The sequence below is a fragment of the Halalkalibacter wakoensis JCM 9140 genome, assembly GCF_000513095.1.
Taxonomy (GTDB): Bacteria; Bacillota; Bacilli; order Bacillales; family Bacillaceae_D; genus Halalkalibacter; species Halalkalibacter wakoensis.
Genome location: NZ_BAUT01000002.1, coordinates 19,287 through 44,092, shown reverse-complemented (window position 1 = coordinate 44,092; position 24,806 = coordinate 19,287). Strand labels below are relative to the sequence as shown.

The 24,806-nt window shown below is 38.4% G+C and carries 28 protein-coding genes and 2 pseudogenes; 5 read left to right on the top strand and 25 right to left on the bottom strand.

From position 1 onward, the window contains the following. Positions 1-173 precede the first annotated feature (173 nt). Positions 174-1,094: a homoserine O-acetyltransferase MetA gene (gene metA, locus JCM9140_RS01630; protein WP_034741452.1), complete on the bottom strand. Its 921-nt coding sequence runs from the start codon at positions 1,092-1,094 to the stop codon at positions 174-176. Positions 1,095-1,271: 177 nt separating this feature from the next. Between metA and JCM9140_RS01625 the strand changes: the two genes are divergently transcribed. Continuing rightward, positions 1,272-1,931 (top strand): reverse transcriptase-like protein, encoded by a 660-nt coding sequence (locus tag JCM9140_RS01625; RefSeq protein ID WP_034741450.1) that lies wholly within the window; start codon positions 1,272-1,274, stop codon positions 1,929-1,931. A 51-nt stretch (positions 1,932-1,982) separates the two neighbouring features. Here JCM9140_RS01625 and JCM9140_RS01620 read toward each other — a convergent pair whose 3' ends face one another. From JCM9140_RS01620 to JCM9140_RS01575, 10 genes and pseudogenes are all read right to left on the bottom strand, one after another. Further along, positions 1,983-2,846: a PHP domain-containing protein gene (locus JCM9140_RS01620; RefSeq protein WP_034741447.1), complete on the bottom strand. Its 864-nt coding sequence runs from the start codon at positions 2,844-2,846 to the stop codon at positions 1,983-1,985. A gap of 7 nt (positions 2,847-2,853) precedes the next feature. Next, on the bottom strand, positions 2,854-3,318 hold the full coding sequence (locus JCM9140_RS01615; protein ID WP_034741444.1) for a DUF4352 domain-containing protein: 465 nt from the start codon (positions 3,316-3,318) through the stop codon (positions 2,854-2,856). Positions 3,319-3,399: 81 nt separating this feature from the next. Further along, positions 3,400-4,229 (bottom strand): annotated as a pseudogene (gene nadE, locus JCM9140_RS01610) (NAD(+) synthase). Between the two features lie 46 nt (positions 4,230-4,275). Then, positions 4,276-4,587, bottom strand: a complete 312-nt coding sequence (locus tag JCM9140_RS01605) for a hypothetical protein (RefSeq protein WP_034741720.1) — start codon at positions 4,585-4,587, stop codon at positions 4,276-4,278. Positions 4,588-4,792: 205 nt separating this feature from the next. Then, positions 4,793-5,029, bottom strand: coding sequence for a small acid-soluble spore protein Tlp (gene tlp / locus JCM9140_RS01600; protein ID WP_034741441.1), 237 nt, complete (start codon positions 5,027-5,029; stop codon positions 4,793-4,795). Positions 5,030-5,101: 72 nt separating this feature from the next. Next, on the bottom strand, positions 5,102-5,521 hold the full coding sequence (locus JCM9140_RS01595; protein WP_034741438.1) for an acyl-CoA thioesterase: 420 nt from the start codon (positions 5,519-5,521) through the stop codon (positions 5,102-5,104). Between the two features lie 21 nt (positions 5,522-5,542). Further along, positions 5,543-7,867 carry an AAA family ATPase gene (locus tag JCM9140_RS01590; protein ID WP_235715245.1) on the bottom strand — a complete coding sequence of 775 codons (2,325 nt, stop codon included), beginning with the start codon at positions 7,865-7,867 and terminating at the stop codon, positions 5,543-5,545. A gap of 42 nt (positions 7,868-7,909) precedes the next feature. After that, positions 7,910-8,839 (bottom strand): DMT family transporter, encoded by a 930-nt coding sequence (locus JCM9140_RS01585; RefSeq protein WP_052001990.1) that lies wholly within the window; start codon positions 8,837-8,839, stop codon positions 7,910-7,912. Positions 8,840-8,929: 90 nt separating this feature from the next. Next, entirely contained in the window at positions 8,930-10,531 is a 1,602-nt protein-coding gene (locus tag JCM9140_RS01580) for a CopD family protein (protein WP_034741434.1), read from the bottom strand. After that, on the bottom strand, positions 10,528-11,118 hold the full coding sequence (locus tag JCM9140_RS01575) for a copper resistance CopC family protein (RefSeq protein WP_034741431.1): 591 nt from the start codon (positions 11,116-11,118) through the stop codon (positions 10,528-10,530). Before JCM9140_RS01575 ends, JCM9140_RS01580 begins: the two co-directional genes overlap by 4 nt. Positions 11,119-11,339: 221 nt before the next feature. On the opposite strand from JCM9140_RS01575, the gene JCM9140_RS01570 reads away from it, so the two are divergent. Continuing rightward, positions 11,340-11,969 carry a TVP38/TMEM64 family protein gene (locus JCM9140_RS01570; RefSeq protein ID WP_034741427.1) on the top strand — a complete coding sequence of 210 codons (630 nt, stop codon included), beginning with the start codon at positions 11,340-11,342 and terminating at the stop codon, positions 11,967-11,969. Between the two features lie 56 nt (positions 11,970-12,025). Here the strand turns inward: JCM9140_RS01570 and JCM9140_RS01565 are convergent, their stop codons facing one another. From JCM9140_RS01565 to acnA, 6 genes are all read right to left on the bottom strand, one after another. Then, a complete protein-coding gene (locus tag JCM9140_RS01565) occupies positions 12,026-12,484 on the bottom strand; it encodes a VanZ family protein (protein ID WP_034741424.1) in 459 nt (152 codons plus the stop codon). Positions 12,485-12,632: 148 nt separating this feature from the next. After that, a complete protein-coding gene (locus JCM9140_RS01560) occupies positions 12,633-12,773 on the bottom strand; it encodes an acid-soluble spore protein N (RefSeq protein ID WP_034741420.1) in 141 nt (46 codons plus the stop codon). A 50-nt stretch (positions 12,774-12,823) separates the two neighbouring features. Further along, positions 12,824-12,964, bottom strand: a complete 141-nt coding sequence (locus JCM9140_RS22910; protein WP_081727525.1) for an FbpB family small basic protein — start codon at positions 12,962-12,964, stop codon at positions 12,824-12,826. A gap of 57 nt (positions 12,965-13,021) precedes the next feature. Continuing rightward, the gene (locus JCM9140_RS01555; protein ID WP_034741417.1) at positions 13,022-13,726 is read right to left on the bottom strand and encodes a DUF421 domain-containing protein; all 705 of its coding nucleotides are present in this window, start codon (positions 13,724-13,726) and stop codon (positions 13,022-13,024) included. A gap of 142 nt (positions 13,727-13,868) precedes the next feature. Then, the gene (gene ypzF / locus JCM9140_RS23480; RefSeq protein ID WP_166485443.1) at positions 13,869-14,012 is read right to left on the bottom strand and encodes a protein YpzF; all 144 of its coding nucleotides are present in this window, start codon (positions 14,010-14,012) and stop codon (positions 13,869-13,871) included. A 165-nt stretch (positions 14,013-14,177) separates the two neighbouring features. After that, positions 14,178-16,892 carry an aconitate hydratase AcnA gene (gene acnA, locus JCM9140_RS01550; RefSeq protein ID WP_034741414.1) on the bottom strand — a complete coding sequence of 905 codons (2,715 nt, stop codon included), beginning with the start codon at positions 16,890-16,892 and terminating at the stop codon, positions 14,178-14,180. A gap of 293 nt (positions 16,893-17,185) precedes the next feature. Here acnA and JCM9140_RS23475 point away from each other — a divergent pair, with 293 nt between their 5' ends. Then, positions 17,186-17,320 (top strand): small acid-soluble spore protein O, encoded by a 135-nt coding sequence (locus JCM9140_RS23475; RefSeq protein ID WP_156314713.1) that lies wholly within the window; start codon positions 17,186-17,188, stop codon positions 17,318-17,320. A gap of 62 nt (positions 17,321-17,382) precedes the next feature. On the opposite strand, the gene JCM9140_RS24805 is transcribed toward JCM9140_RS23475, so the two are convergent. Then, positions 17,383-17,511: a hypothetical protein gene (locus JCM9140_RS24805; RefSeq protein ID WP_268870546.1), complete on the bottom strand. Its 129-nt coding sequence runs from the start codon at positions 17,509-17,511 to the stop codon at positions 17,383-17,385. 108 nt (positions 17,512-17,619) lie between these two features. Here JCM9140_RS24805 and JCM9140_RS01545 point away from each other — a divergent pair, with 108 nt between their 5' ends. Then, complete coding sequence (locus JCM9140_RS01545) at positions 17,620-17,757, top strand: small acid-soluble spore protein P (RefSeq protein WP_034741411.1); 138 nt, start codon at positions 17,620-17,622, stop codon at positions 17,755-17,757. 51 nt (positions 17,758-17,808) lie between these two features. Here the strand turns inward: JCM9140_RS01545 and JCM9140_RS01540 are convergent, their stop codons facing one another. From JCM9140_RS01540 to JCM9140_RS01530, 3 genes and pseudogenes are all read right to left on the bottom strand, one after another. Beyond that, positions 17,809-18,306 (bottom strand): acyl-CoA thioesterase, encoded by a 498-nt coding sequence (locus JCM9140_RS01540; RefSeq protein ID WP_034741408.1) that lies wholly within the window; start codon positions 18,304-18,306, stop codon positions 17,809-17,811. 17 nt (positions 18,307-18,323) lie between these two features. Continuing rightward, a complete protein-coding gene (selA, locus tag JCM9140_RS01535; RefSeq protein WP_034741405.1) occupies positions 18,324-19,715 on the bottom strand; it encodes an L-seryl-tRNA(Sec) selenium transferase in 1,392 nt (463 codons plus the stop codon). A gap of 119 nt (positions 19,716-19,834) precedes the next feature. Further along, positions 19,835-20,023, bottom strand: a pseudogene (locus JCM9140_RS01530) (Rdx family protein); the annotation flags it as partial. Positions 20,024-20,199: 176 nt separating this feature from the next. On the opposite strand from JCM9140_RS01530, the gene selD reads away from it, so the two are divergent. Further along, the gene (gene selD / locus JCM9140_RS01525) at positions 20,200-21,249 is read left to right on the top strand and encodes a selenide, water dikinase SelD (protein ID WP_081727524.1); all 1,050 of its coding nucleotides are present in this window, start codon (positions 20,200-20,202) and stop codon (positions 21,247-21,249) included. 38 nt (positions 21,250-21,287) lie between these two features. On the opposite strand, the gene JCM9140_RS01520 is transcribed toward selD, so the two are convergent. From JCM9140_RS01520 to phnD, 4 genes are all read right to left on the bottom strand, one after another. Next, positions 21,288-22,028: a hypothetical protein gene (locus tag JCM9140_RS01520; protein ID WP_034741396.1), complete on the bottom strand. Its 741-nt coding sequence runs from the start codon at positions 22,026-22,028 to the stop codon at positions 21,288-21,290. Between the two features lie 141 nt (positions 22,029-22,169). Beyond that, the gene (phnC, locus tag JCM9140_RS01515) at positions 22,170-22,904 is read right to left on the bottom strand and encodes a phosphonate ABC transporter ATP-binding protein (protein WP_034741393.1); all 735 of its coding nucleotides are present in this window, start codon (positions 22,902-22,904) and stop codon (positions 22,170-22,172) included. A gap of 180 nt (positions 22,905-23,084) precedes the next feature. Beyond that, positions 23,085-23,846, bottom strand: a complete 762-nt coding sequence (phnE, locus tag JCM9140_RS01510; protein ID WP_034741390.1) for a phosphonate ABC transporter, permease protein PhnE — start codon at positions 23,844-23,846, stop codon at positions 23,085-23,087. 14 nt (positions 23,847-23,860) lie between these two features. Continuing rightward, on the bottom strand, positions 23,861-24,805 hold the full coding sequence (phnD, locus tag JCM9140_RS01505) for a phosphate/phosphite/phosphonate ABC transporter substrate-binding protein (RefSeq protein ID WP_034741387.1): 945 nt from the start codon (positions 24,803-24,805) through the stop codon (positions 23,861-23,863). Between the last annotated feature and the right edge of the window lies 1 nt (position 24,806).

Here is a 24,806-nt window from a genome sequence, read left to right as displayed (position 1 = left end):
TTCTGATTCACATGAATCGAACTGTACTAGCAAGTAGCAAACGGCAAATGGCAAGCAATAAAATTTTTAGGGGGAGTTCAAAAAAGAACTTTCTCTATAGGGATAAGCTATTTGCTTAAACAAAGAGGATGTGACACAAAGTTTACATTAGACCTTGCGTCACACCCTCTATTTTATTCTTTATGATTGCCTAAATCATAAGGCGTTTCTTGATACACGTAGTAATTTAACCAATTTGAAAACAGTAAATTTGAATGAGCCCGCCAGCGAAGACGAGGAAGTTTTTGATCATTGTCATTGGGAAAGTAATTGTGTGGCAATTCAATTTCGAGACCTTTTCCTTTATCCCTTTCATATTCCTCTTGTAATGTACAAACATCATATTCTGAATGCCCCATAACAAATATTTGTTTTCCATTTCTTGACCCAACAATATAAACCCCAGCCTCTTCTGAAAGGCTAAGAATTTCCAAATCATTCACTTGTTCAATGTCTTCTTGGCGTACTTCCGTATGTCTAGAATGAGGTGCTAAGTACTCATCATCAAAACCACGAAGCAACTTAACATTTTGTTTTTCGATTGTGTGGTAAAAAACTCCGAATTTCTTTGCTTGTAATGGATATTTATGAATTCCATAATGGTGGTACAATCCAGCCTGTGCACCCCAACAAATATGCAACGTTGAAGTAACATTGTCAACGCTCCAGTTCATAATCTCTTTCAATTCCTCCCAATAATCAACTGCCTCAAAGTCAAGCATTTCAATAGGAGCCCCTGTAATAATCATTCCATCGAATTTCTTCGATTTAATTTCATCGAACGTTTTGTAAAACATCGATAAATGCTCATGGGATGTATTTTTTGACACATGTGTATTTGGATATAAAAAAGAAACTTCTACTTGTAAAGGACTGTTTCCTAGTAGGCGTAACAGCTGAGATTCAGTCGTTTCTTTAATAGGCATTAAATTAAGAATGACAATATGTAGTGGACGAATATCTTGGGAATAAGCCCTGCTCTCGTCCATCACAAATATGTTTTCTGCATTTAATATTTCTTTTGCAGGCAAATGATCAGGAATTTTAATAGGCATAATGATGATCTCCTTTGTAAAATACGTATAAGGCTTGTATGTAAATACGGTGTTGTCAACATACTAGTTTATGATAAGATCATAAAGCATGTGAAATAACGTAACATTTAGATAATTTAACTTATCATGAATCAAGAAATTCTGCAATTATCTTAGCCTATATAAGAGGTGATTTCATTGAAAATTAGACTTGAATGGTATTACGTACCCGCAAAAACAAAGCAATCATTTTTTATGAAGTCGGACTGGATGTCTGTCCAACAAGCCATCATGCTACATGATGATCTTGAAAAGACGGGTCGGTTAAAAAGCATTGAATTTTTAGATGATCATGATTCGTCTTGGACCAAAAAGGAGCTTATCAAGTTTATAAAACAATTCGAAACGGAACCTCATGATCTGGTTGCATACATAGATGGAGGCTATGATGTTGCTACAAGGCAAACAGGCATCGGACTTGCTGTCTACTTTCAACAAAATAATAAAAAATGGCGAGTTAGGTTGAATGATACATTTGATCTAATTGAAGACAATAACGAAGCGGAATATGCTGCCCTTTATCGGTTGCTTCGCCAATTAGAAGAAATGGACGTCCACCATCAAACCATTCACATTTATTCAGACTCAATGATTGTAGTCAATCAAGCATCGGGAGAATGGCCATGTTACGAAGAACATTATTCAAAATGGCTTGATCGAATTGAGGAGCTAGCAAGCAAACATGGATTATCCTTACAATTTGAGCTTATTGATCGGAGCTTAAATAAAGAGGCAGACCAATTAGCCACTCAAGCACTTGAGGGCACAAAAATAGAAAGTGTAATCGAAAAAATCTAATAATAAAAGGGTTGCTTCAAAGGTTCACTCCTTTGGCAACCCTTTATTCCATTATTTATAGCTAGGATCACGTTTAATCAGTGCCTGAGCCAAATGATTGGCCACCCTTGTTATCCCTAGAGGTTCAGGAACTCGTCCATACTCTTCATGATGGAAATCCGATCCGCCCGTTCGATATAATGTCGTTTTTAGTTCAGATTCGATGTTGTCGCAAATTTGTTCGTAACGCATCACGGCTTCAACGTCATGATCACGATGATACACTTCAATTCCGTCCAATCTCCACTCTTTCACCCAATGATATAGCTCTTCATCCAAATCGTAATAAACAGGATGGGCGACAATTGCCATTCCACCTGTTTGATGGATCCAATTAATAGCTTCTTTAACAGACATTTCTTTTGACTTTTCAACGTACCCGGGCTTGTCCTCTGCTAAATAAAGGTCAAATGCTTCCGCTACATCTTTCACATATCCAGCTTCAATGAGTGCTTTAGCGACATGCGGCCTACCAATACTACCGCCATCAACATGCTTTAATACATCATTTGGCAAAATGTGTACATCAACTGCTGCTAATCGTTTGATAATGGAATGAAGGCGTTCTTTACGCAATTGTTTTTGCTCTGCTAGCATTGCACATAGCTCCTCATTTTTCCAATCGAATTGATAGCCCAATATATGAACACTCTTTCCTTTATGCTTTGTAGAGAACTCAATTCCAGGAATAACGACCATTCCGAGTTCCGTTCCTACCCGTATTGCCTCATTGATTCCATCTACGCTATCATGGTCTGTCAATGAGACTATCTCTAAATTTTCTCGCTTGCATTTTTGCATTAATTCAGATGGTGAATATCCACCATCTGAAGCAGTTGAATGCATATGAAGATCACTATTTTTCAAATTACTCATTCCTTCTCTATCTTACTGGCCACGTAACTTGTCCTGTTCGCAAATGATCTGTGTAAACAAGTTCATATTGATTTGCTTTTGGAACGAAGAATGCTACTTCTCCTCTATTTGTTCGAGAAGGGTGTAACTGACCACCAAGAATTCCTTTCGTTTCAATTGAGGTTGTTACACTATGAGCGAAGTTCTCATCGTCTACTAATGTTATTTTAAAAGTTGACGCCTCATAAACGGTTTCACGATTGTTTTTGAATGTCAAATCAACGATAACATAATGAGAGTTAGAATCATTTGATTCTTCTGTACGTACTCCGTTTAGCGTAATTTCCAAATCACGAATTGCCTTTGTTTGCTCATCTTCTATAATTGTCTGCGCATTTGTCATTTCTTTGCTTGAATCAAAAACGTAGTACATCCCAACAAGTGACAGTAAACACGTACATAAACCAACTAACAAGATAACTTTCGTTTTCATCTTTCTCTCTCCTTAACCCTGTTCATTCTTAAACGTTTGAGATGTTCGAATTAAGGTATGATGAAAAGTGTTAATTTATGACTATGAATTCCACCATGTATCATAAATCGTAACCGGAAGTTGTCGTTTATGTTCTGTGTTGGAATAGCGTGTCTCTATTTTTTTCGCAATGTCAGATTCAACTTGCTTTCCTTCTAAATAATCATCTAAATTCTCATAAGTCATGCCAAGTGCTACTTCATCTGGAAGACCTGGCTTATCATCTTCTAAATCAGCTGTTGGAGCTTTTTTGTATAAATGTTCTGGTGCTCCTAATTCCATTAACAATGCCTTTCCTTGCCTTTTCGTCAGTCCAAACAATGGCGCTATATCACAAGCTCCGTCCCCATGTTTTGTGAAAAATCCAGTGACGGCTTCAGCTGCATGATCGGTACCAATGACAAGACAGCCAAAATGAGCGGCTAAATCATATTGAGATTTCATCCGTTCACGTGCTTTTGTATTTCCTTTATTGAAGTCAGATAACTCCTCTCCACCTGTTGCTTGTTTAAAGCTTCAACGGATGCATCAACGGCAGCCTTAATATTAACCGTAATCGCCTTTGTTGGTTCAATAAAACGAAGCGCATCTTGAGCATCTGCTTCATCTTTTTGCTCACCATATGGGAGTCTTACTGCATAAAACGAATATGTTTTTTCTTCTTGTTCTTCATTTAGTTCATGAATAGCCACCTGAGCTAACTTTCCAGCAAGTGTTGAATCTTGCCCTCCGGATATTCCAAGGACGTATCCATTTGCATTTGTATGTAGTAAGTAATCTTTTAAAAAGTCGACACGCTTACGAATTTGTTCTTTCGGAACAACCGATGATGTCGTTTGTAAATCGTCCATGATCTCTTTTTGTGTAACCATAATAAATCCTCCTATCGTGTTTACATTTTCCTCATTGAAGAAAACCCTATTGACGGATTGAATAACCTAAATTTATTAGCTGGCCTTCTAATCCTTCTTTTTTTAGTATTTCTCTTTGCATGTCACCAAGTAAGTCAAAATGAGGGTATTTGTCTCTGCGGTGAATCCATTCTGGTTTCAACCCATATTTTGCTCCCCATTTCTCAAGCTTACTTACATTAGAACAGCCAACTTTTGTTACAGACGTGCAGGTAGGAAATCGTTCATCCAACCAAAAGTGAGTTAAAAAAGCGATCTCACCTTGGCCTGCTAATTGTTTCCATTCTGTTAGTGCTTGTCTCGTAATTCCGAAAGCCATCTGATCACCTATCATGTTGTTTGGCTTGATTATATCATAGTTGTTAATTTGTTGATATTTATCCAATTTTATCACGATCGTAGTATATCCTTCTACCCTTCTTACATGGCTGAAAAAACAATATCAACTCGCTTGAGAAATTTGCCAACATGTTTATTCTTTTAAAACAATAAAACGCCTGGAATCATCCAGGCGTTTTCTAATTCTATTTTTCATCTTGGTAGCCGTTTTTTCGAGCTTGCATCTCATCCGCAATTTCAGCATCAAAGGCTTGGATGCTTTCTTTACGACGTTGGTTCTTTTCCTTTATGATGTGCTTCTGCTCTTCCTTCATATCCGTATGTGCAACAGATTCTTCTGCGGCTTCGATATTATGTTTAGTGTTTTCCTTCATTTGTTGAAGTTTTTCAACATTGTCATTACGATTATCAGGTTTAGCCATATTCATTACCCCTTTTGATGTTATACTTGCAAGCTTAGTATGGATAACGAAAAACGACTTATTCACCCTGATCTACTTTTTCTTTATTTCTTCATATTTTAGAAACCATTCAGGAAATGCCTTTTTAAACGCTGTCGGCTTAAAGGTCTCTTTTTTTACAATAATATGTGTCGTTGTACCCTCAACACATACATCCTCTCTCTCATTGACAATACGATACCCATAAACCGTTTTAATCCCATCATTGCGTTCTACCCATGTATAGACAAAAGCACGATCTCCATAGCGAATTGGTTTTTTGTACGTTGCTGTCACATCATATACAGGGGCAAAAAATCCTTGGTCTTCCATCTCTATATAGCTATATCCAACATCTTCGACCAATCCCCCGCGCCCTAGCTCAAAATATTTTAAATAATTTGCATGATATATAACACCCATCATATCCGTATCAGCGTATAATACCTGAATTTCTCTTTTTGATATAAACAAATTCCTCCCACCTTTCACTTCTTAGAACTGAACATTTTCTACATCTACTTTTTCAAGGATCGTTAACTGTTCTTCATTCACATCATTCTGATTAATTAATCGTAACGCTTGAGCTTGAACAATTCGGTCAAATAAATCCATTGCATAACGTCCATTACTCGGATGTCCCTGTTCTGCCAATTGCTCGCTCAATTGCTCCTTAGCTGCATTTGTAAAAAAATACCCTATTTTCTCACCACGTTTTTCCATCATTTGTACTAGTTCGTCTCTAGAATAGTCATCAAAATGAACATGCTTTTTAAATCTTGAACGAAGCCCAGGATTGCTGTTTAAAAGTTGATCCATCTCTTTGCTATAACCAGCCAAAACAACAACCAGATTTTCTTCATGCTCCGTCATTTCTTGAACCAATGTGTTAATGGCCTCTTTTCCAAACCCACCATGTCCATCAGTTAAAAGTGAGTACGCTTCATCAATAAATAAAACTCCACCTAGAGCATCTTTAATCTTTTCTTTTGTTTTCTCAGCTGTTTGGCCTACATAGCCTGCCACTAAATCGGCCCTTGACACAACAACCAAATGTCCTCTTTTTAAGAGCCCCATTTCATTAAGTGCTTTGGCATACAATTTAGCAACAGTTGTTTTCCCTGTTCCAGGATTACCTGTAAAGACAGCGTGAACTTGTAAAGGTAACGCCTGTAAACCTTTTTCTCTTCTAAGCTGCTGAATTTCTACAAAAGACGTAAGATGAATGATTTCCTTCTTGACTTTTTCTAGCCCAATTAACTGTTCTAGTTCGTATTTGGCACGTTGTGATTCCTTTGAATCAACCTTAGACTCAAAGTTTTCCGCTTGAAGGAATACAAAGTCCTCGGCTTCTGTCTGTTCCAACTTGATCGTCGAACCTTTATGAAATATTGCATCTAATACAATGTTTTTTACCGTTCTCGCATTGCCAAATGATTCATCAACTTGTGCTTTCTCAATTCGCTGTCTACAAGCTTGTTTCGCTCGCGTTGATAAAACATAATCATTATCTATAGCAACTTTTTCACCTATTTCCAGAAGTTCTTCTATTGAATAGTTGCTAATTTCAATTTGATTTTGCTCAGGAAAACGGCTTCGAAGACCTGGATTAGAACGAAGAAAGCGTCTCATTTCATTTGGGTAGCCAGCTAGTATTACAGCAAATGTGCCCGCATACTTTCCACTAGTCATGGAAGAGACCAGTGTATCAATCGCTGTTTGTCCATAGTCATTTCCCGCCGCACCTTCTCGTTTCAAACTATAAGCTTCATCAATAAACAAAACTCCACCTGCTGCACGTTCAATTGCTTTTGTTGTGTTTTCCTCCGTTTGTCCTACATATGCACCAACCAACTGACTACGGTCCACTTCATACACTTCATCTCGCTCTAGTAAACCAAGCTCATAATATATCTTAGCAATCAACCTGGCCAAATGGGTCTTCCCTGTTCCTGGGTTACCCGTTAAAATCATATGTAAATTAATACCATCCACAGAATGAAAACCTTGACGTATACGCTCTTTTTGATAGTTCAAATATTGATAAAGTCGCTTCACCCGATTTTTCACATCGGTTAGGCCAACCATTTCATGTAATTCTTCAAGAGCTGTTTTACGCTGCTGTGTTGTCCATTTTTCAGATAGCAATTCAATCCATGTTTCACGGATGGACGTGATCTTTCTCGTTGCTGTCACAATTTCATTAAATTGAGAAGCGGAATAATATACACTCGATACGGAATCAATATATTGACCAGCTGTAGTCAAGATTAACTGAAACTGCTCTTTTAGCTCCTCAATCAATTGAACCAGCTGTTTCAAGTTCTTCACTAGCTCTTGGTCCTCCACAAACTCCAATGACTCTAAAGCAGCAAGATAGCGCTCCTCTAATGAATGAATGTATTCAAAAAAAGACGTTGCTTGTTCATAATACTCCGTAGCAGCCTTTTTCTTTGCAGCACTATGATCCGTTTCTCGAATAGGGGAGAATTTAGAGGGAATCGGAACATTCGATAAGTATGTAAAAAACGCCTCCACCTTCAACCGATGAGAAAAGACATTTGTCGGATCTCCCTTTAAAGCTTCTTTTACCCAACGTTCTACTAACGGATCCATTTGCTCGGTCCGTTGAAAACGAGTATAAGCGAGCATAGCAAACAACTTTGCCCGATACGTTACAACAAACTCTTGATCGTCTCTTCCTTCAATTTGTTCTAATAACTCCCAAGCTTTCCCTTCATGAAACGCCGCAATATCCTGCTCCCATTTTTCAATACATGCTGTTATTTCTTCCTTGTTCAAACGATCTTGTAACATCATTACACCACTTTCCTAAAAACACATTGCCCTATTTTATCATCATTAACCTGTTTTTGCATGAGCTAGAGCTTCTGTCTTCTTGCGTTTTACTGACGTTCCAACATATACACCACAAAGAACAAATAGCGCACCAATAACGGTGGCAAATGTTAAAACCTCTCCTAGAAAAACAGTCGCCATCATAACAGCTGAAACAGGCATAACATTAATGAAGATCGATGCCTTAGCAGCACCAATTTTCTGAATGCCGTAATAATATAATATAAAACCGATAACTGTAACAAAAACACTCATATGAGCAATAGCTAACCAAGCTGACCAACTAGCTGTTGCCACATGCTCCCACGGGCTCTCTAGTAAGCTCACGGGAAGTAAAAATAAAGTTCCAAATCCAACTGCATAAGTCGTTGATACGATTGAGCTATATTTTCGCAAAACAATTCGTCCAAGAACACTATACAAGGCCCATGTAATGACAGCTCCTAATAAGACGAAATCAATCAGTTCAAATTGAAAACGAAGAAGCATCATAATATTTCCTTCTGTAATGATCGTAACAACTCCGGCAAATGCCAACAAAAGCCCAATTACGTTTCTTTTTGAAATGGCCTCTTTTAAAAAGATTCCAGACAAGAGCATGATTAACATCGGATTTGCAGCAATAAAGAGTGAGCTTTTGATTACTGGTGCATGTTTACTCGCTAAGAAGAAACAAATGTTGTATATTGCAATCCCTGTTAAACCTAGTAAAGCAAACAAACCCCAATCTTTTTTCGTCGGCTTTGGAATGTCCCTTTCCATTATCCACATAATTGGAAACAATAGCAAAGCTGCTCCAAAAAAACGCAAAAAAGATATCGTAGCAGGTTCAAAGCTCTCAATGGCTATTTTCCCTGCAATAAACGCACTTCCCCAAGTACTCGTAGCAAATGTTAGCATTCCATATATTAACCACTGCTTTTTTCGGTCCATGTCTCTTTCCCCTTTTTATTTTTCATTCTACTCTCTTCTTTCGGTAAACGAAATAGTTATTTATAAAAAATTGGAAGGAGTTTACAACCACTAATGGCAGTAAACTCCTTCCTCCATTACATTACGGGCATACGTTTCTATTACTTGCCCATTATCTTTTAGAAAATCAATCGGATGTCTGTCATCCCAATTCTCGTTACTTGAAACAACGTGTAAAAATGTCTGTCTGTCTAGTTCTGAAATGTAAGAACCACCTTCATAATGAATTTGCACTCTCGCAACCTCATTCGGTTCTTGAATCATTCCAAATGTGACATACGTGTATTCATAATGCTCATCATGCCAGTTTCCACTTTGGACGCGAAACGTTCGAATTTTTTGTTTTTCTTCGGCAACAGCCGTTCCTCCTATTGTTAACATGGCAGCAGGTAAGCGTTGATAACCTTCTTCAACCTGTATCACCTTTTCAGCGACTAATTCATGTTGATTTACTGTATATACAACATGAATTTCTTCTTCATGTTGCTCTGTAACTAAAATGTCGATCTTAGCACTTGGTTCATACGTTTGGGACACAGCGTCACTAATTGATTCATATACTGTCTCGTCCATATCATATCCGTTACCTCCCACACTTAACATCAGCGCTAGATAAAATAGGAAAATACTAGCACCCAAAGCTGCGGTTGATTTCTGCAATAGAAACGACCTTATTAAGATTCTTGCAGCATAGCCAAATAGAAATACACCGATAACACCTAAAGTGACCGGGACAAGTGAGAATGACATTTTGATCGAGCCAATGCTTATAGGATCAGAGAGGAAGAACTGCATAACCCAAGATACAGATTCGGTTTGAAGAGTCTGGGCCACTTCGTGAGGCGGAGTTTGTTCAGTCATAAAAGCAGATAATGTAAATATTACTAACGCCATCACCGATTCAATCTGAAAAGACTTTGAGATCTTCTCCTTGTTGCTTTGCTCCTTACGCACTCCAAGTAACAAATGATGAAAACCAAAAACAAGTAAAGGCAAGAATAGGATATGTTTTAGTAGTAATAGCTGTCCATATGATAGCATCCAGGATTGTACATATTGAGGAACAATTGCCGACATTAACATGAACCCAGATACAATAATCACAGCGACAGCTCCAACAGCAACGAAGGAGAACCAGCGAGTAAACAATCGTAAATTTTGATTATTCAAACTAAACCATCCAACAACAGCAAGGATTCCAATCCAGATTGCAACAGCAACTAGATGAAGAGTATTTCCTACGAATCCGAATATTCCAGCGACTGCAGCACCGTGACTCGACCAACTAGCCAAAACAATAAGAAGGAAGACAAGTATGACTGAGTACCAACTTCCTTTCAAAACAGGAAAGCTCCCTAGAAAAATGATCGAAATAATTATAGCAAGGACAAATGCCTGCCCAGTTGAATAATCTAATACAACGGTAGTAATAGCTTCGAATAGTGGTACAGAAAACTGTTGAACAAGCGTTATAACTACTCTTATGACCGGGACAAGTAAAAGTAGCGGCACGAGAATGAGTAAAATCTTGAGGAAACGATCAGCTTCTTTTAATGCTGGGCGCACGTTAGCCGATAGCGCATATAGAAAAAAGTATCCCATTAAAAAAGAAAAGCAAATGTAAAGCAAAACATTTGCTAGCGAATCAATCATTTACGTAACCTCTTTAGTCCGAAACGTAAAATAACGAATAAACCAATTATACCCGTAATCACAATAGGTAAGAGAAACCGCCCCATTGAGGATTCTACTGCCTCATTTTCTTTAACTACATTGGACTCTTCTTCCATACTACCTGTTTCAGCTTCCTCTATTACTTCTTCGCCATTCTCTTCCACTAATTCTTCTTCCACGATTTCTTCGTCCTCAACCACTTCTACTTCATATTCTAAAACTTCAAATGAAATACTTCCTTCTGTCTGATGAGTATCCTCTCCCAATGCCTTCCATTCTACTACATACTCACCAGGTAAAAGACGTTCTGTTAAAAAGACCGTTAAATCGGGGCTTTCAACTTCAATACGCTCCACATCGATCTCTTCACCATGTTCATTATAAACAGATGCCGTCGATACACGCTCAATTCCCGCATTAAAATAAAGATTAATTTCCTCAACTGCATAATCTACTTCTTCCCCATCATTTGGGATTGATTCTGTTACATAAGAATGCGCTCCTGCCTTTATCGGAAAAACAAGCAATGTTGCGCATAACAATAATAGCCATTTCATCCTTTGCATTTTTTCACCCTTTCCTAGTAAACCTCTTTGTTTTTCCCATTTTAGCAGATAAAGTTCATATCGAAAAGGGAAACCACTAATTAGATATCCCCACTCTTTCCTTACATTTTATAAAATTTTAATTCCGTACAATTTTATTAAAGTTTCAATAAAGTGACAAAAAGAAAACGAGACAAGCACACGAACAATATGAGAAAATAAACGAGGAAAGGAAGGTTACAATGAAAAAAGCGCTCGTCTTCTTCGGCTATTTATTAGTTGCTGTCTTTATGTATCTCTTCGGAGAGTCGTTACTTCAGTGGATTCGTCAAGGCGGTACTGAATATATGCTTATTACTTCAATACTTGCTACATTTTTTGCACTGTTCCCGATCATTCCATATCCACTAATCGGGGGTGTACTTGGGGCTGCTTATGGTCCAGTTTTTGGTAGTATCATTACTTGGATAGGCTCATCGCTTGCTTCGATTGTCATGTTCGCTTTTGTTCGATACGGCTATCAAGACTGGGGAAAGAAATGGCTTCACCGCTATGATCGCTTATCGAAAGTAACAGATTTGTTTGAACGAAATGCGTTTATGACCATTTTTATCACGAGGCTTATCCCTGTCATACCATCCATTGTTGTTAACATTTACTCTGCGCTAAGTCGTGTTTCTTTTATACGCTATAGCATCGCCTCCTCTTTAGGAAAAGTACCATCTATGATTTTATTCGCAACGGTTGGGAATACTCTTGTAACCAATCCTAGTGATTTGCTTTATATAACCCTCTTTTATGGAACTTTTTTAGCAATCGTCTATATCCTCTTTCGGTTGTTTAACCGATACACTCCACAAACTAAAGAGTAGCCTATCAAATAAGGCGGCCAAATGATCCTGTACTCACAGATCTAGTGGCCGCCCTTTTATGTAGGAATATACACAATCTTTTTTTTCATCCAATTTATTATTCCGAATAGACCTAGACCGATTATGGCACCTAACGTATTTAAAATGACATCATCTACATTGGCTACCCTATGAGTAAATAAAAATTGACTAACCTCAATAAATAGTGAAACAAAAAAACCAATCCCCAAAACAACTCCAAACCGACGCGCTTTTCGCCAAATTGCAGGCAACAGGAAACCTAACGGAAGAAATAAGACCACATTCCCAAGCAAAATTCGAATAGGATCTGCTATTTGAGGGCTAAAAACAGCAATACGATAAATGCTTCGAAATGGTATGAGATTATAATTCCTTCCCCCAGGTCCAGCCGGTCCTAATGAGGCACCATAATTCCAAGCAAATAAGGTTACATAAAACAAAGCACACACATAACAGAGAAAGAGTCCAGCTAAAATCCATTTGCGATGTCTCATGTCATCCACTCCTCTCATGTTAACATCCTACTTCTCCATTATTTCTCTATTGATATTGTATGACAAGCATTTTCCATCGACAACTTTTTTATTATGATAAAACATAAAAAATTCCCCGAAGTAAACCTACTCCGGGGAATTTGCAAATCTATCCTTTAGGAGGAACATAGTTGGGTTGCTCATTACTTTTTTGAGCCATCTTTTTCCCGTTATTCGCCCTTGACTTTACAGGCTGTGTTCCTAAATGGTCTGGTCGAAATTGAGCAAAATGAGACTTTGTACTTTTCATAAGTAACCCCTCCCTCAACATTTAGATTGCCTCACAAACGATGCTCTTATTCACATTTCCACTTGATTTAAAGAGGAACGTCTACGCTCCCACTTTTCTTCTAAACGATCAAGCGCCTCTTTATCCTTCAATAATTTCTCTTTATTTTCTCTAACTAATTCCTCAAATGATAATTTTCTGACTCTTCTCATGCGAAAACACTCCTTTGCTTTTTACCATTATGGAAAAACAGGAGTGTTTTTATACATTTATGACTTAGGGCTCGTATAAATTTGCCCTGTTTCATCGATTGTCATGACGAATATTTCTTTTGGATTTTTATATCCGTGCTTGTGCACTTGTTCTCTAAGCCAGTCCAAAGAACCAAACTTTTTGACATTGGCATCTATTATATTCCCATCTTCAATTAATACGGAAGAATATCCTTTAGAGGAAACATCCATTTGCAAGTCTTTAGGAGTTACACTCTCATATTGCGACTTCTTAATCACACTAATTGAACCATTCATTTCAAGAATTGCGTAATCGACTTCTGTCAGATCATTTGCATCTTTAAGACGTAAATCCATTAAAAAAGCCTCTAACGTGATTTTGGCTTTTCTTAATTGTTTATGAAGAATAACACCATGTTTCATTAAGATTATTGGCTCGTCTTCAATAATCCTACGAAAACGAGGAGCTTTTAGAGCGAATAAAGACAACGACAAGTGTAAACCCGCTGTCATCGCAGCTGCACCAACAGGGCCTGCAAGAGGGAGTTCTCCATCTGTTAATGGTTCACCCAATATATCCCCTATAACAACACCGAAAATAAAGTCAAGTGCATCAATGGAACTCATTGAACGTTGCCCTAGAACTTTGACGATAAGAAAAATATAAAAGTACACGATCGTTGCTCGGATCATATAACCGTAAACTGGTAATCCTTCTGCTCCTTGCCAAAAGTCAAACAATCTAGACTCCTCCGTTCTTACCTTTGCATTTTCTTATAAATAAAAGGAAAATAGGGTTGTTCATCGCAAATCTGAATTTCCTTCTCTAATATCCGCAGAAGCTTATCAGTTTGAACAACCCTATCCTCATACATATCCTTTTTTATAAATCGTTATCGCGATTCATCTTACTTGCTTCTCTTTCCGCGTACGATTCATATTCGGTTTCAGGATGATTTTGTTTTCCATATTTTTTAGCATTATTATTACGCTGAGCATTTGCATTTCCTTTTTTCTGTCTACCCATAATGGATCAACCTCACTTTCCTTATTTATCATTTTTATGATGTACAAATTTGCTTTCTATATTAGTGCGGTTAAAATTGGATTTCAGAATTAGAAAAATGGACCAAAACAAAAAAAACCTATTCTTTACAAAATATTGTAAGAATAGGTTTTTTTGTTATTAGTATTATTGAGCAAGCTTGTTACGAAGTACCATTTGTAAGATACCACCATGACGGTAGTAATCCAACTCAACTTCACTATCGAAGCGAACTAGTACGTCAAATTCCGTTTTCTTGCCATCTTTATTCGTAGCAACGACTTTTACCATTTCACGTGGTTTTACGTCGTTCGTAATTTGAACATCGAATGACTCTTCACCTGTTAACCCTAAAGATTCTGCACTATCTCCGTCTTTAAATTGAAGTGGAAGAACACCCATAAGAACAAGGTTACTACGGTGGATACGCTCATAGCTCTCAGCAATAACTGTCTTAATACCAAGTAGGTTTGTACCTTTGGCAGCCCAGTCACGAGAACTTCCCATACCGTAATCTTTACCAGCCAAAATAGCTAAGCCAGTACCTTCTTCTTTGTATTTCATTGCTGCATCATAAATAGATGTCACTTCGCCAGTAGGCCAGTAAGTTGTGTAACCACCTTCTGTACCAGGAGCGATTTGGTTACGGATACGGATGTTAGCAAAAGTACCTCTCATCATAACTTCGTGGTTACCACGACGTGAACCGTAAGAGTTGAAATCTTTAGGCTGAACACCTTTAGAAATTAAGTATTTACCTGCAGGTGTATCTTTACCAATTGCACCAGCTGGTGAAATGTGGTCGGTTGTTACTGTATCACCAAATTTACCGATGACACGTAGGCTTGATAATGGCTTAATATCTTCTGGATCTGGAGACAGATTTTCGAAGAACGTAGGGTTAGCAATGTATGTTGATTCCTCATCCCACTTATAAAGAGCATCATCAGTTGTCTCAATTTCGTTCCAACGAGGATTGCTGCTAAATACATTCTCGTATTCACGACGGAACAACTCAGGTGTAACTGTTTCAGAAACCACTTTAGAGATTTCATCTGAAGTAGGCCAAATATCTGCAAAGAATACATCTTTTCCGTTCTTATCTTGACCAATTGGGTCATTTTGAAGATCGATATCCACTGTTCCCGCAAGAGAATAAGCAACTACAAGCGGCGGAGATGCAAGATAGTTGGCTTTCACTAATGGATGGATACGCCCTTCGAAGTTACGGTTACCTGATAGCACTGAAGTTACAGTTAAATCACTGTTAGCGATTGCTTCTTCAATCTCATCCTCAAGAGGACCAGAGTTTCCGATACAAGTCGTACAGCCGTACCCAACTAGGTTATAACCTAATTTTTCTAAGTATGGAAGAAGTCCTGAATCAGTTAAATAACCTGTAACAACTTTTGAACCCGGTGCTAATGAAGTTTTTACAAATTCAGGGACTTCAAGACCTAACTCAACAGCTTTTTTGGCAACAAGACCTGCTCCAATTAGTACATAAGGATTTGAAGTGTTCGTACAGCTTGTAATCGCCGCGATCGCAATTGAACCCGTTTCCATAACCGTTTCGCGACCATCTTTGAATTTGACTGGAACCTTTTTATCAAATTCTGCTTCTGTTTGTCCTAAACCTTGAGTTCCTTGTGGTGCAACTACTGCATCACGGAAAGATTTTTGCATATCAGACAAACGAACAAGATCTTGTGGACGCTTTGGACCAGAAAGGTTAGCTTCAATTTCAGAAAGATCAACCTCTACAACACTTGTATACGTAGGGTCAGGCGTTTCTCCTGGAACATAGAACAAGTCATTTGCTTTTGAGTACTCTTCTACAAGCTTGATTTGCTCTTCTGAACGGCCAGTTAAACGCATGTAGTTTAGTGCTTCTACATCAACTGGGAAGAAACCACAAGTTGCACCGTATTCTGGAGCCATGTTCGAGATCGTTGCACGGTCAGCTAGTGGCATCTCGGCTAAACCAGGACCGAAGAACTCAACAAACTTACCTACAACTTTTTTCTCACGTAACACTTGTGTTACTTTTAAAGCTACATCTGTAGCAGTTGTTCCACTTGGAAGAGAGCCGGTAAATTTCACCCCAATAACTTCCGGTACAGGGAAGTAAGACGGTTGTCCTAGCATTCCAGCTTCAGCTTCGATACCACCTACACCCCAACCAAGAACACCGATACCGTTAATCATAGTTGTATGTGAGTCTGTACCGACAAGCGTATCAGGGAAAGCAAGTGTTTCACCATCTTGTTCAACAGCATGAACAACATTTGCAATGTGCTCAAGGTTAACTTGGTGAACGATACCTGTAGCTGGAGGAACAGCGCGATAGTTATCAAACGCTTTCTTCGCCCAACTTAAAAACTGATAACGCTCTTCATTACGTTGAAATTCTAAATTCATATTAAAATCTAAAGAATCCATTGTACCAGCTTTATCAACTTGAACTGAGTGGTCAATGACTAAGTCAACTGGAATTTCAGGATTAATTTGATCTGGGTTCCCGCCGAGGTCAGCCATTGCTTTACGTAAGGAAGCAAGGTCTACAACTGCTGGCACACCTGTAAAATCTTGAAGAATAACACGAGATGGTTTAAAAGGTACGTCGATATCTTTTAATTCGCTCGTTCCCCATTTCGCTAAATTTTCAACATGCTCTTCTTTAATAACATAACCATCGTATTGACGAAGAACTGATTCTAGTAAAACCTTAACTGAATATGGTAGTTTTGAAACATTACCTAACCCAGCATCCTCTAGTGCTTTTAAAGAGTAATAATTAATTGTCTTTCCATCCAAAGAAAAGGATGTTTTTGCATTGAATACATCTTTTTTCGTTGACATATGTATACCCTCCCTTTACAAGACTATCATACCGTAAACTGTCATAATTGTCTAAGCCAGAGACTGACTAGTCTATTTATTCCATAAATAGAAAGCGCTTAACTGATTCGACAAAACAGTCCCTCTCTAGAATATCAAAACTTTTGTGAAGAATAAATGCTTTTTTTAAATTCTTTTAAAAAGTAAGTCATTATTTACGGAAAAGTCTAGAGATCGTTACTCATATATAGAGGATAATCTTGTATAAATAGGCCAGAGATCACAAATCCTACGACTTGTGGAGGTGTAATTTCATGGCTAAACAACAACCAGACGAACAAGACAAAAGAGTATTAGAGCATAATGCAGCACACCGTGAAAAACCAGCAAATGAGCCTTTAACCGAAATGGAACGTCAACACAACAAAAAAACAAAAAAGCGTCAGTAACAAAAAAGGTAGAGGGGCCATAAAACAGGATTCCTCTACCTTCTTTAACATGGTGACAACCTTTATGCTTTTTTATTTAATTGGGCTTTCCTATCGCCTTCATGTGCATTTATGTTCCCAACCGCTTTTTGAGCTTTCAAAACAGCTTGACGACCAGCCTCAACAGTACGTTGTTTACTGGAATGTAGCATGTTATTCCCCCTTGAATGAGCTCGGTATTAGGGTGTGGCAAACGTAGATGATTATTCGTATACTTAGGCGATTGCCAGAGATACTACAATCGAGGAGGGATGACAATTATGACTGAGCACAATACACATAAAGACCAACGAAGAAATCAGCCTAAAGGAGCTCACTCCGGACAACCAGTACCATTAAGTGGCTCAAAAAAGGTCAAAAAACGAAATCAAGTTAGTCAAAGCAACGGCGAAGGGTAATGAATAGCAAGAAGGGGGGAGTCCAACGACCGTGGAAAGCCCCCCTTCTTCTTATTGAGTATCTTTCTTTTGTCTTTCCTTTCGTACTTCTCTTCGTTTGCTTCGTTGTTGAAAGCGCTCGGCTGCGCCTTCCCAATGCCACTTTTCTTCTTCTGTTTCAGGTATGACGGGTGGAACAGTTTTCGGCTTGCCATCACCATCCAGAGCAACAAATGTCAAATACGAAGTAGCTGTCAGTCGACGTTCACCTTTTAGCAAATCTTCCGCCTCCACTTTGACGAAAACTTCCATTGACGTGTTACGAGTGTAGGTGATAAAGCCCTCTAAACAAATCGCCTCCCCCGTCTTAATGGGAGCTATAAAATCTAAGCTATCACTTGAAGCCGTTACAACCATAGCTCGAGAATGCCTCATCGCAACAATGCTCGCTACTTTATCTATATACGCCATTACATTTCCACCGAAAATCGTTCCATGATAATTCGTATCTGGTGGTAAAACTAAATCGGTCAAAACTGTTTTGGATTCTGAAGCTTTTTTTCCTTCCATACCCGGTCTCCTCATCTTTATTCGAATTCTTTTAAACGTTTATGCAACTCTTCAAATTCATGTTCTTCAATTGTACGAAAGTCTAGTGCAATTTGGTCGTAAACGATTCGGGAAACAACTGCGGGCGTTCCCTTCCTTAACTCGTCATGAATAAATTGCGCTTTGTGTTTTTTAGTAGACAACAATAACAATTCTGTCTCAAGTTCAACTTCAGGCATCGTTCCACCACCAACTTGTGAGACATCTGACTTTATAACCATATTCCAAATTGGAGACAACTGAGCAGAAAATGCTTGAATACGTGCTGAAATCTCTTCCTTTTTCAAGCGAATAGCTCGTAGTGTTGGCAATGATTTCGTAACATTATCTTCATTTGCATAAGCTTTTAATGTGGCTTCAAGTGCCGCAAGGGTCATCTTATCAACACGCAAAACTCGGGCAAGCTGATGTTTCTTTAAAATATCGATCCACTTTTTCTTTCCTGCTATAATACCTGCTTGCGGCCCTCCTAGGAGCTTGTCTCCACTAAATGTAACCAAATCAGCTCCATTTTCAAGCGCTTCTGTTACGGTTGGTTCACTACCGATTTTATCTTGTTTCAAATCATAAATTGCACCGCTACCTAAATCTTCGTACAATATGATATCATGTGCTTTTGCAACTGATTTTAATTCTGAAATAGAGACCTCTTTTGTGAAGCCAATCACTTTAAAATTACTCGTATGTACTTTCATCACCATAGCTGTATCGTCGGTAATCGCACCTTCATAATCATATAGATGCGTTTTGTTTGTTGTCCCAACTTCCACAAGGCTAGCTCCGCTTTCCTCCATAATAGAAGATACACGAAAAGACCCTCCTATCTCAACTAACTCCCCTCTTGAAACAATTACTTCTTGTCCTTTCGCTAACGCTTTTAGGACTAAGTAAACAGCTGCGGCATTATTATTAACAACCATCGCTGCTTCTGCACCTGTTGTTTCTTTCACGAGGTCCTCAATAAGGTCATGACGTGAACCTCGTTTGCCTAACGAAAGGTTATACTCTAAGTTCGAATAGGAATAGGCGGTTTCAGTGACTTGTTGGATCGCTTCCTCACTCAGCCTGGCTCTACCTAAATTGGTATGAAGTACCGTACCCGTCCCGTTAATAACACGCCTTATTCTATAGGTTGAATGATCACTAAGACGCTCTGATACACGAGCAAAGACCATTTCAGTGAATTCAACCACATTATCTTCATCTTTCCATTCACCGGCTAAAATTTCTTTTCGAATATCAGAAACCGCCTCTTGCAGCCATTCTGTCAGCTTTGCTTTTGAAGCTTGCTTTGTTTTTATTAATTCAAGAAACAACCGACTTTGCTGCAATTCATGAATTGCTGGGATTTGCCGCAGTAATTGATACATGTATGGTCTTCCTTTCTAAAAAAAGGTGACTTAAACCGTTCTCACCTGGCACGATAGATAGCTACTTCTTTATTCTAGCGTCTTCCAACTAAGTGAGAACATTTAGTCACCCCATTCATTTAACCCATCTTTTCAATTGTTTCAATTAATTGTTTTGCATCAGGAAAAACTCCTGTTTCCTTTTTTGAGTAAATTAATTGGTTGTTCACAGTAACTTCAAATACGCCACCGCCACTTGTAAGCAAGGTAACCTCTTTCACTTTACTACGAAAATGGTTAAGAATTTCATCCGTGACACTCACGGCTTTTGGTGCATAATTTCACATCATACAAAATTCAACCGTTACTTTGAATTCCATGCAAAATCAAACTCCTTTACTTTGGTTTCATCTATATTGTAGGATAATATGATAAATGATGCAAAATATTTCATTCTAATCGCACACTATAAGTGTTTGAACGAACCGTTAGGGAGGGGTTACTTGTGACGAAACATGAACAAATTCGTTTAACTTCATTTTCAACTAAAGCTGGTTGAGGATGCAAAATTGGTCCAGAGGACCTGGCGCAAGTTTTGCGTCATTTACCTAAACAAACTGACGATCCCAATTTACTAGTTGGGCTTGATACATCTGATGATGCCGGAGCTTATCGGTTAACAGATGACTTAGCGATGATTCAAACGGTTGATTATTTTACACCAGTCGTAGATGATGCATATATGTTTGGTCAAATAGCAGCAGCAAATGCTTTGAGCGATGTATATGCAATGGGTGGAAAACCAACGACTGTTATGAATATTGTAGGTTTTCCGATCACTAAACTTCCCCCAGAAGTACTTGCTGACATATTAAGAGGTGCAGCAGATAAAACAAAAGAAGCTGGTGCGATCATTGTTGGAGGACACTCCATTGATGATCAAGAACCAAAATTTGGACTTTCTGTAACTGGACTAGCTCATCCAGACCGGATCTTTAAAAATGTTGGTGCAAAACCTGGGGATTCTCTTGTTTTAACAAAGCCAATCGGGGTTGGAATCTTAACAACAGGGATTAAACGTGAAGCTGTTACAAAAGAACAAGAAGAAGCCGTTACAGAAATGATGGCTCTTTTAAACAAAAAAGCAGCCGAGAACCTTGACGGCCTACATCCAAATTCTGTAACAGATGTAACTGGTTTTGGCCTACTTGGACACAGTTATGAAATGGCTAATGGCAGTCAAGTAACGTTTGAGCTCAGCATGAAAGCCATTCCCATGCTTGATGGAACAAGAGAACTCGCCGAAAAAGGGATTATCCCAGGCGGTTCGAAAGCAAACGAACGCTGGTTAGATGGGTGCGTTGAATATACTTCCTCTATTTCAAATGTCGAAAAGAGTATCTTATGTGATGCCATCACATCAGGTGGATTGTTAATTAGTTTGCCTAGTGAGGAAGCCGTAAAATATGTACAAAGCATGCATCAAGCAAATGCTCATGCGACTATCATCGGTAAAGTGATAGAAAAGCAAGAAAAGCCGATCATCGTATCATAATGAAAAAACCGCTCCAAGTGGAGCGGTTTTTCTTTTGCCTATTCTTTATCAACCATTTTCATTAATGATTTGTAACCAGATCGAGTCAGATTATGATCTTCATCAATATAGTTATTCTTTTTCAAGCTTAATACAACCTCTTCTGTTAACATTGGAATAATCGTATGAATTTCTTCGTTTAGAGTGGCTATGGAAGTGCCTTGGACATGTTCTTTATCAATAGCCGCCGCTACTTCTTTCATTGGGTCTTCTTTAACAAAATATTTTTTTGTCCCCAGAATAGCTTGGTGCAACCTTCCTTTCACAACTAACAAATCTTCCATTGTATGAGTACGTTCTGATTCTTTTTGTTTAATCTTTTCACGATACGATTGCTTTTCCAGGTCATTCAAATCCGCTTTTGAGAATAATTCTTCAAGCAATTGTGTGCGATCTAAATCAATTTTTTCTAGTTGCTCTTCTTTCTCTATTAATACTTTTTCGAAAATTTGCGTTTCCTGATCAACGGCAGGAGTATCAATTTCCAGCTCGGGTTGTGCTTCTTTTATGTTGTTGCTAATCAACTCTTTCAGCTGCGTCAATTTCTTATTCACTACATAAGCAAAACCAATTAAGAACATGAAAACAAACGCTCGATATACTAACTCGTATTGAATAATTGAAAAAATAATGATTGCCCCAACCATAAAACCAATTATTTTCAGGACTAATGTAAGAGTCGATTTCGTTTGTACGTAAGACTTTATTTTGTTGTTCAACTGTTTATTCTTTTGTCTCATCCTTTTACTCCTCTGTTCAGATCTGTAATCCAGAACATATTTTAACACAAACCTTATAAGAGGATAGATCTATTTATCAAATACAAAAAAAGAAAAACATGAATTTCTTTATGACTAAAGCACTATAAAAACACTAACCTTTTACTGGTAAATCTCTGCAAAAATTTTGTCATTGACTTCATCCGGTTTCCCATCAAACATTAATTCACCTTCTCGAAAAGCGATGATCCTCGTGGCAAACTCCTTAGCCAAATGAACATCATGAATGTTTACAATCGATAAAAGTTGTCGTTCTTCATGAATTCTTTTTAATATTTCAAATATCGTCCTTGACGTAGTAGGATCTAAACTTGCAACCGGTTCATCCCCTAGTAATATTTGGGGGTCTTGAAGCAGTGCTCTAGCAATCCCAACGCGTTGCTTTTGTCCACCACTAAGGAGCTCTACACGTTTATCCATATGATTTTCCAGACCAACTTCCTTTAATGCTTCAATGCCACGTGTTCTTTCTTCCTCAGAAAAAATACCTAACATGTTTTTATAAGGTGGCCTCTGTCCAAAAGACCCTGTTAATGTATTTTGGAAAACCGTCATTCTAGGAATTAAGTTGAAATGTTGAAAAATCATGACCATATCTGAACGAACCTTTCTCATTTTCGTTTCAGAAAGGCTCGTAAGGTCTAAGTCATCCCATATAATTTTACCAGATGAAGGAACTTGCAAACGATTAATCGTGCGAATGAATGTTGATTTCCCTGCTCCACTTTTCCCAAGCACACAAATAAATTCACCTTTGTTCATCGTTACATTCACTTTATTAAGAGCATTTTCTTTTGCTTTAGGATAACGAACGATTAAATCTTTAATGGTTAGCATACGTTCCCTCCTTACTATGAATTGCAGAATCCATTCAAAAAGGAAAACCGCCTTTTTGAAGGCAAGGGCTCACTCGCTGCACGTCACTAAGAAAACCACTTAGTCGACTAAAAACTGGCAGCGGCTCCGCTCCTTGCGACGATTCGATTCAAAAAGGAAAACCGCCTTTTTGAATCGAATCTATATTACCCGGGCTCTGATTTGGCCCCCGATGAAGTCTACTAGGATGACCATAATCATGATAAGGACAATATCAAGTGCAACGGCTGTGTAATAGAAGCTTTGAAAGTGATTAAATAATTGTTGTCCGATTCCACCACCACCAATGAAACCGAGGATAAGTGATGTCCGTATGGCTACTTCGAACCGATAAAAGTAGTGCGATAATACATTCGGCCAAATTTGGGGCAAGATCGAAAACAGGTGACCCACCCACCTTGTTGCACCGACCGACCGCATCGCCTCCTGTGGTCCATTATCAGCTGCTTCAACTAATTCTGAGATAAGTTTGCCTAGCACTCCAATATTATGGAGGATAATAGCTAAAACGGCTGCAAAAGGCCCTAACCCAAAAGCTGTTACAAAAATTAACCCAAACACAATCTCAGGTACGGACCTTAGAGCACTTAGCCCACCTCGTACCGAACTATACATCGCCATCGACCCACTTGTATTTTTGGCTGCCAAAAAGCTAAGTGGCAACGCAACGATTAGGGCTAGAAAGGTACCTAAAAAGGCAATGGCTAGTGTTACAAGACTGTGGTACGCCATTCTCGGAAAAAGAGACCACTCAATAGGGAAGAAACGAGTGGTCACCATGTGATATATATTTCCGATTTGCGTAAGCTTTCTCCATTCAAAACCTGTCATATCCATACTCCACCATAAAGCTATAATGATTAGGACAATGTAAATGATGTATCGCCTACGAAACCATACCATTTAAAACAATCCCTCTACTCTAATGTTAGCATTTCAAATTCGCGGGCAGCTTCTAGTACATCAGCGTACTGACTATCATCCGCCTCCACAAATCGAGTTGCCCCACCGAAAATCCGTAATATTTCTTCATCCGTGATTTCAAAAAATGCTTCTTGAACTTCTGCAATCAACTCGTCACTCATCCCAGCAGGTACAACCCATGGATATTGATACAATTCCTCAGACTGCCAAATCACTTTAATGTCTTCTCGTAAAGTCCCGCCATTTTGGTCGTCTTCTTTCATAAGAGCTTCCAAAATAGCACTATCAACAGCACCAGCATCCACTGTTTTATCTCTTACAAGCGTCGTCACAATATCATGTGAACCAGCAAATTGAATTTGATTAAACTCGTGTTCATTTTCACTTTCATAATATCCGAGTTGACGTAAATGTAATCCAGGAATTAGATGTCCTGATGTAGATGAAATGCTAGCAAAGGCAAAATCAGCATCAGCAGATTCCTCTAACAGATCCTCAAGATTATCCCACTCGCTATCATGATGTGTAATAATGTTAGAGAAATAGAAAGGACTTCCATTTACCTCTTGAGTTATAATGGCTTGAGCCCCGCTTTGTTCATGAGCAATCAAATAAGTCAATGGACCTAAAAATGCCAAATCAATATGGTTATAATTAATGGCTTCGACTACCGCATTATAATTAGGGTACTGTTCGACCACTACTTCTCGCCCTAAACGTTCTGTTAAATGAGCTTCTAAATTATCTAATCCTGTTTGCATTTCCCCCATTGATTGAGAAGGAATCACCGCAATTTCAAAAACACTATTGTCGTTGCTTTCAACAGCTTCTTCCCCTGGTTCATCAACTGTAGGGGATTCTACAACCTCATCTGGCTCGTCTGTCCCACAGGCTGTTAAAGCAACTGACAAACTAAGAATCATTACCCATTTCTTCATA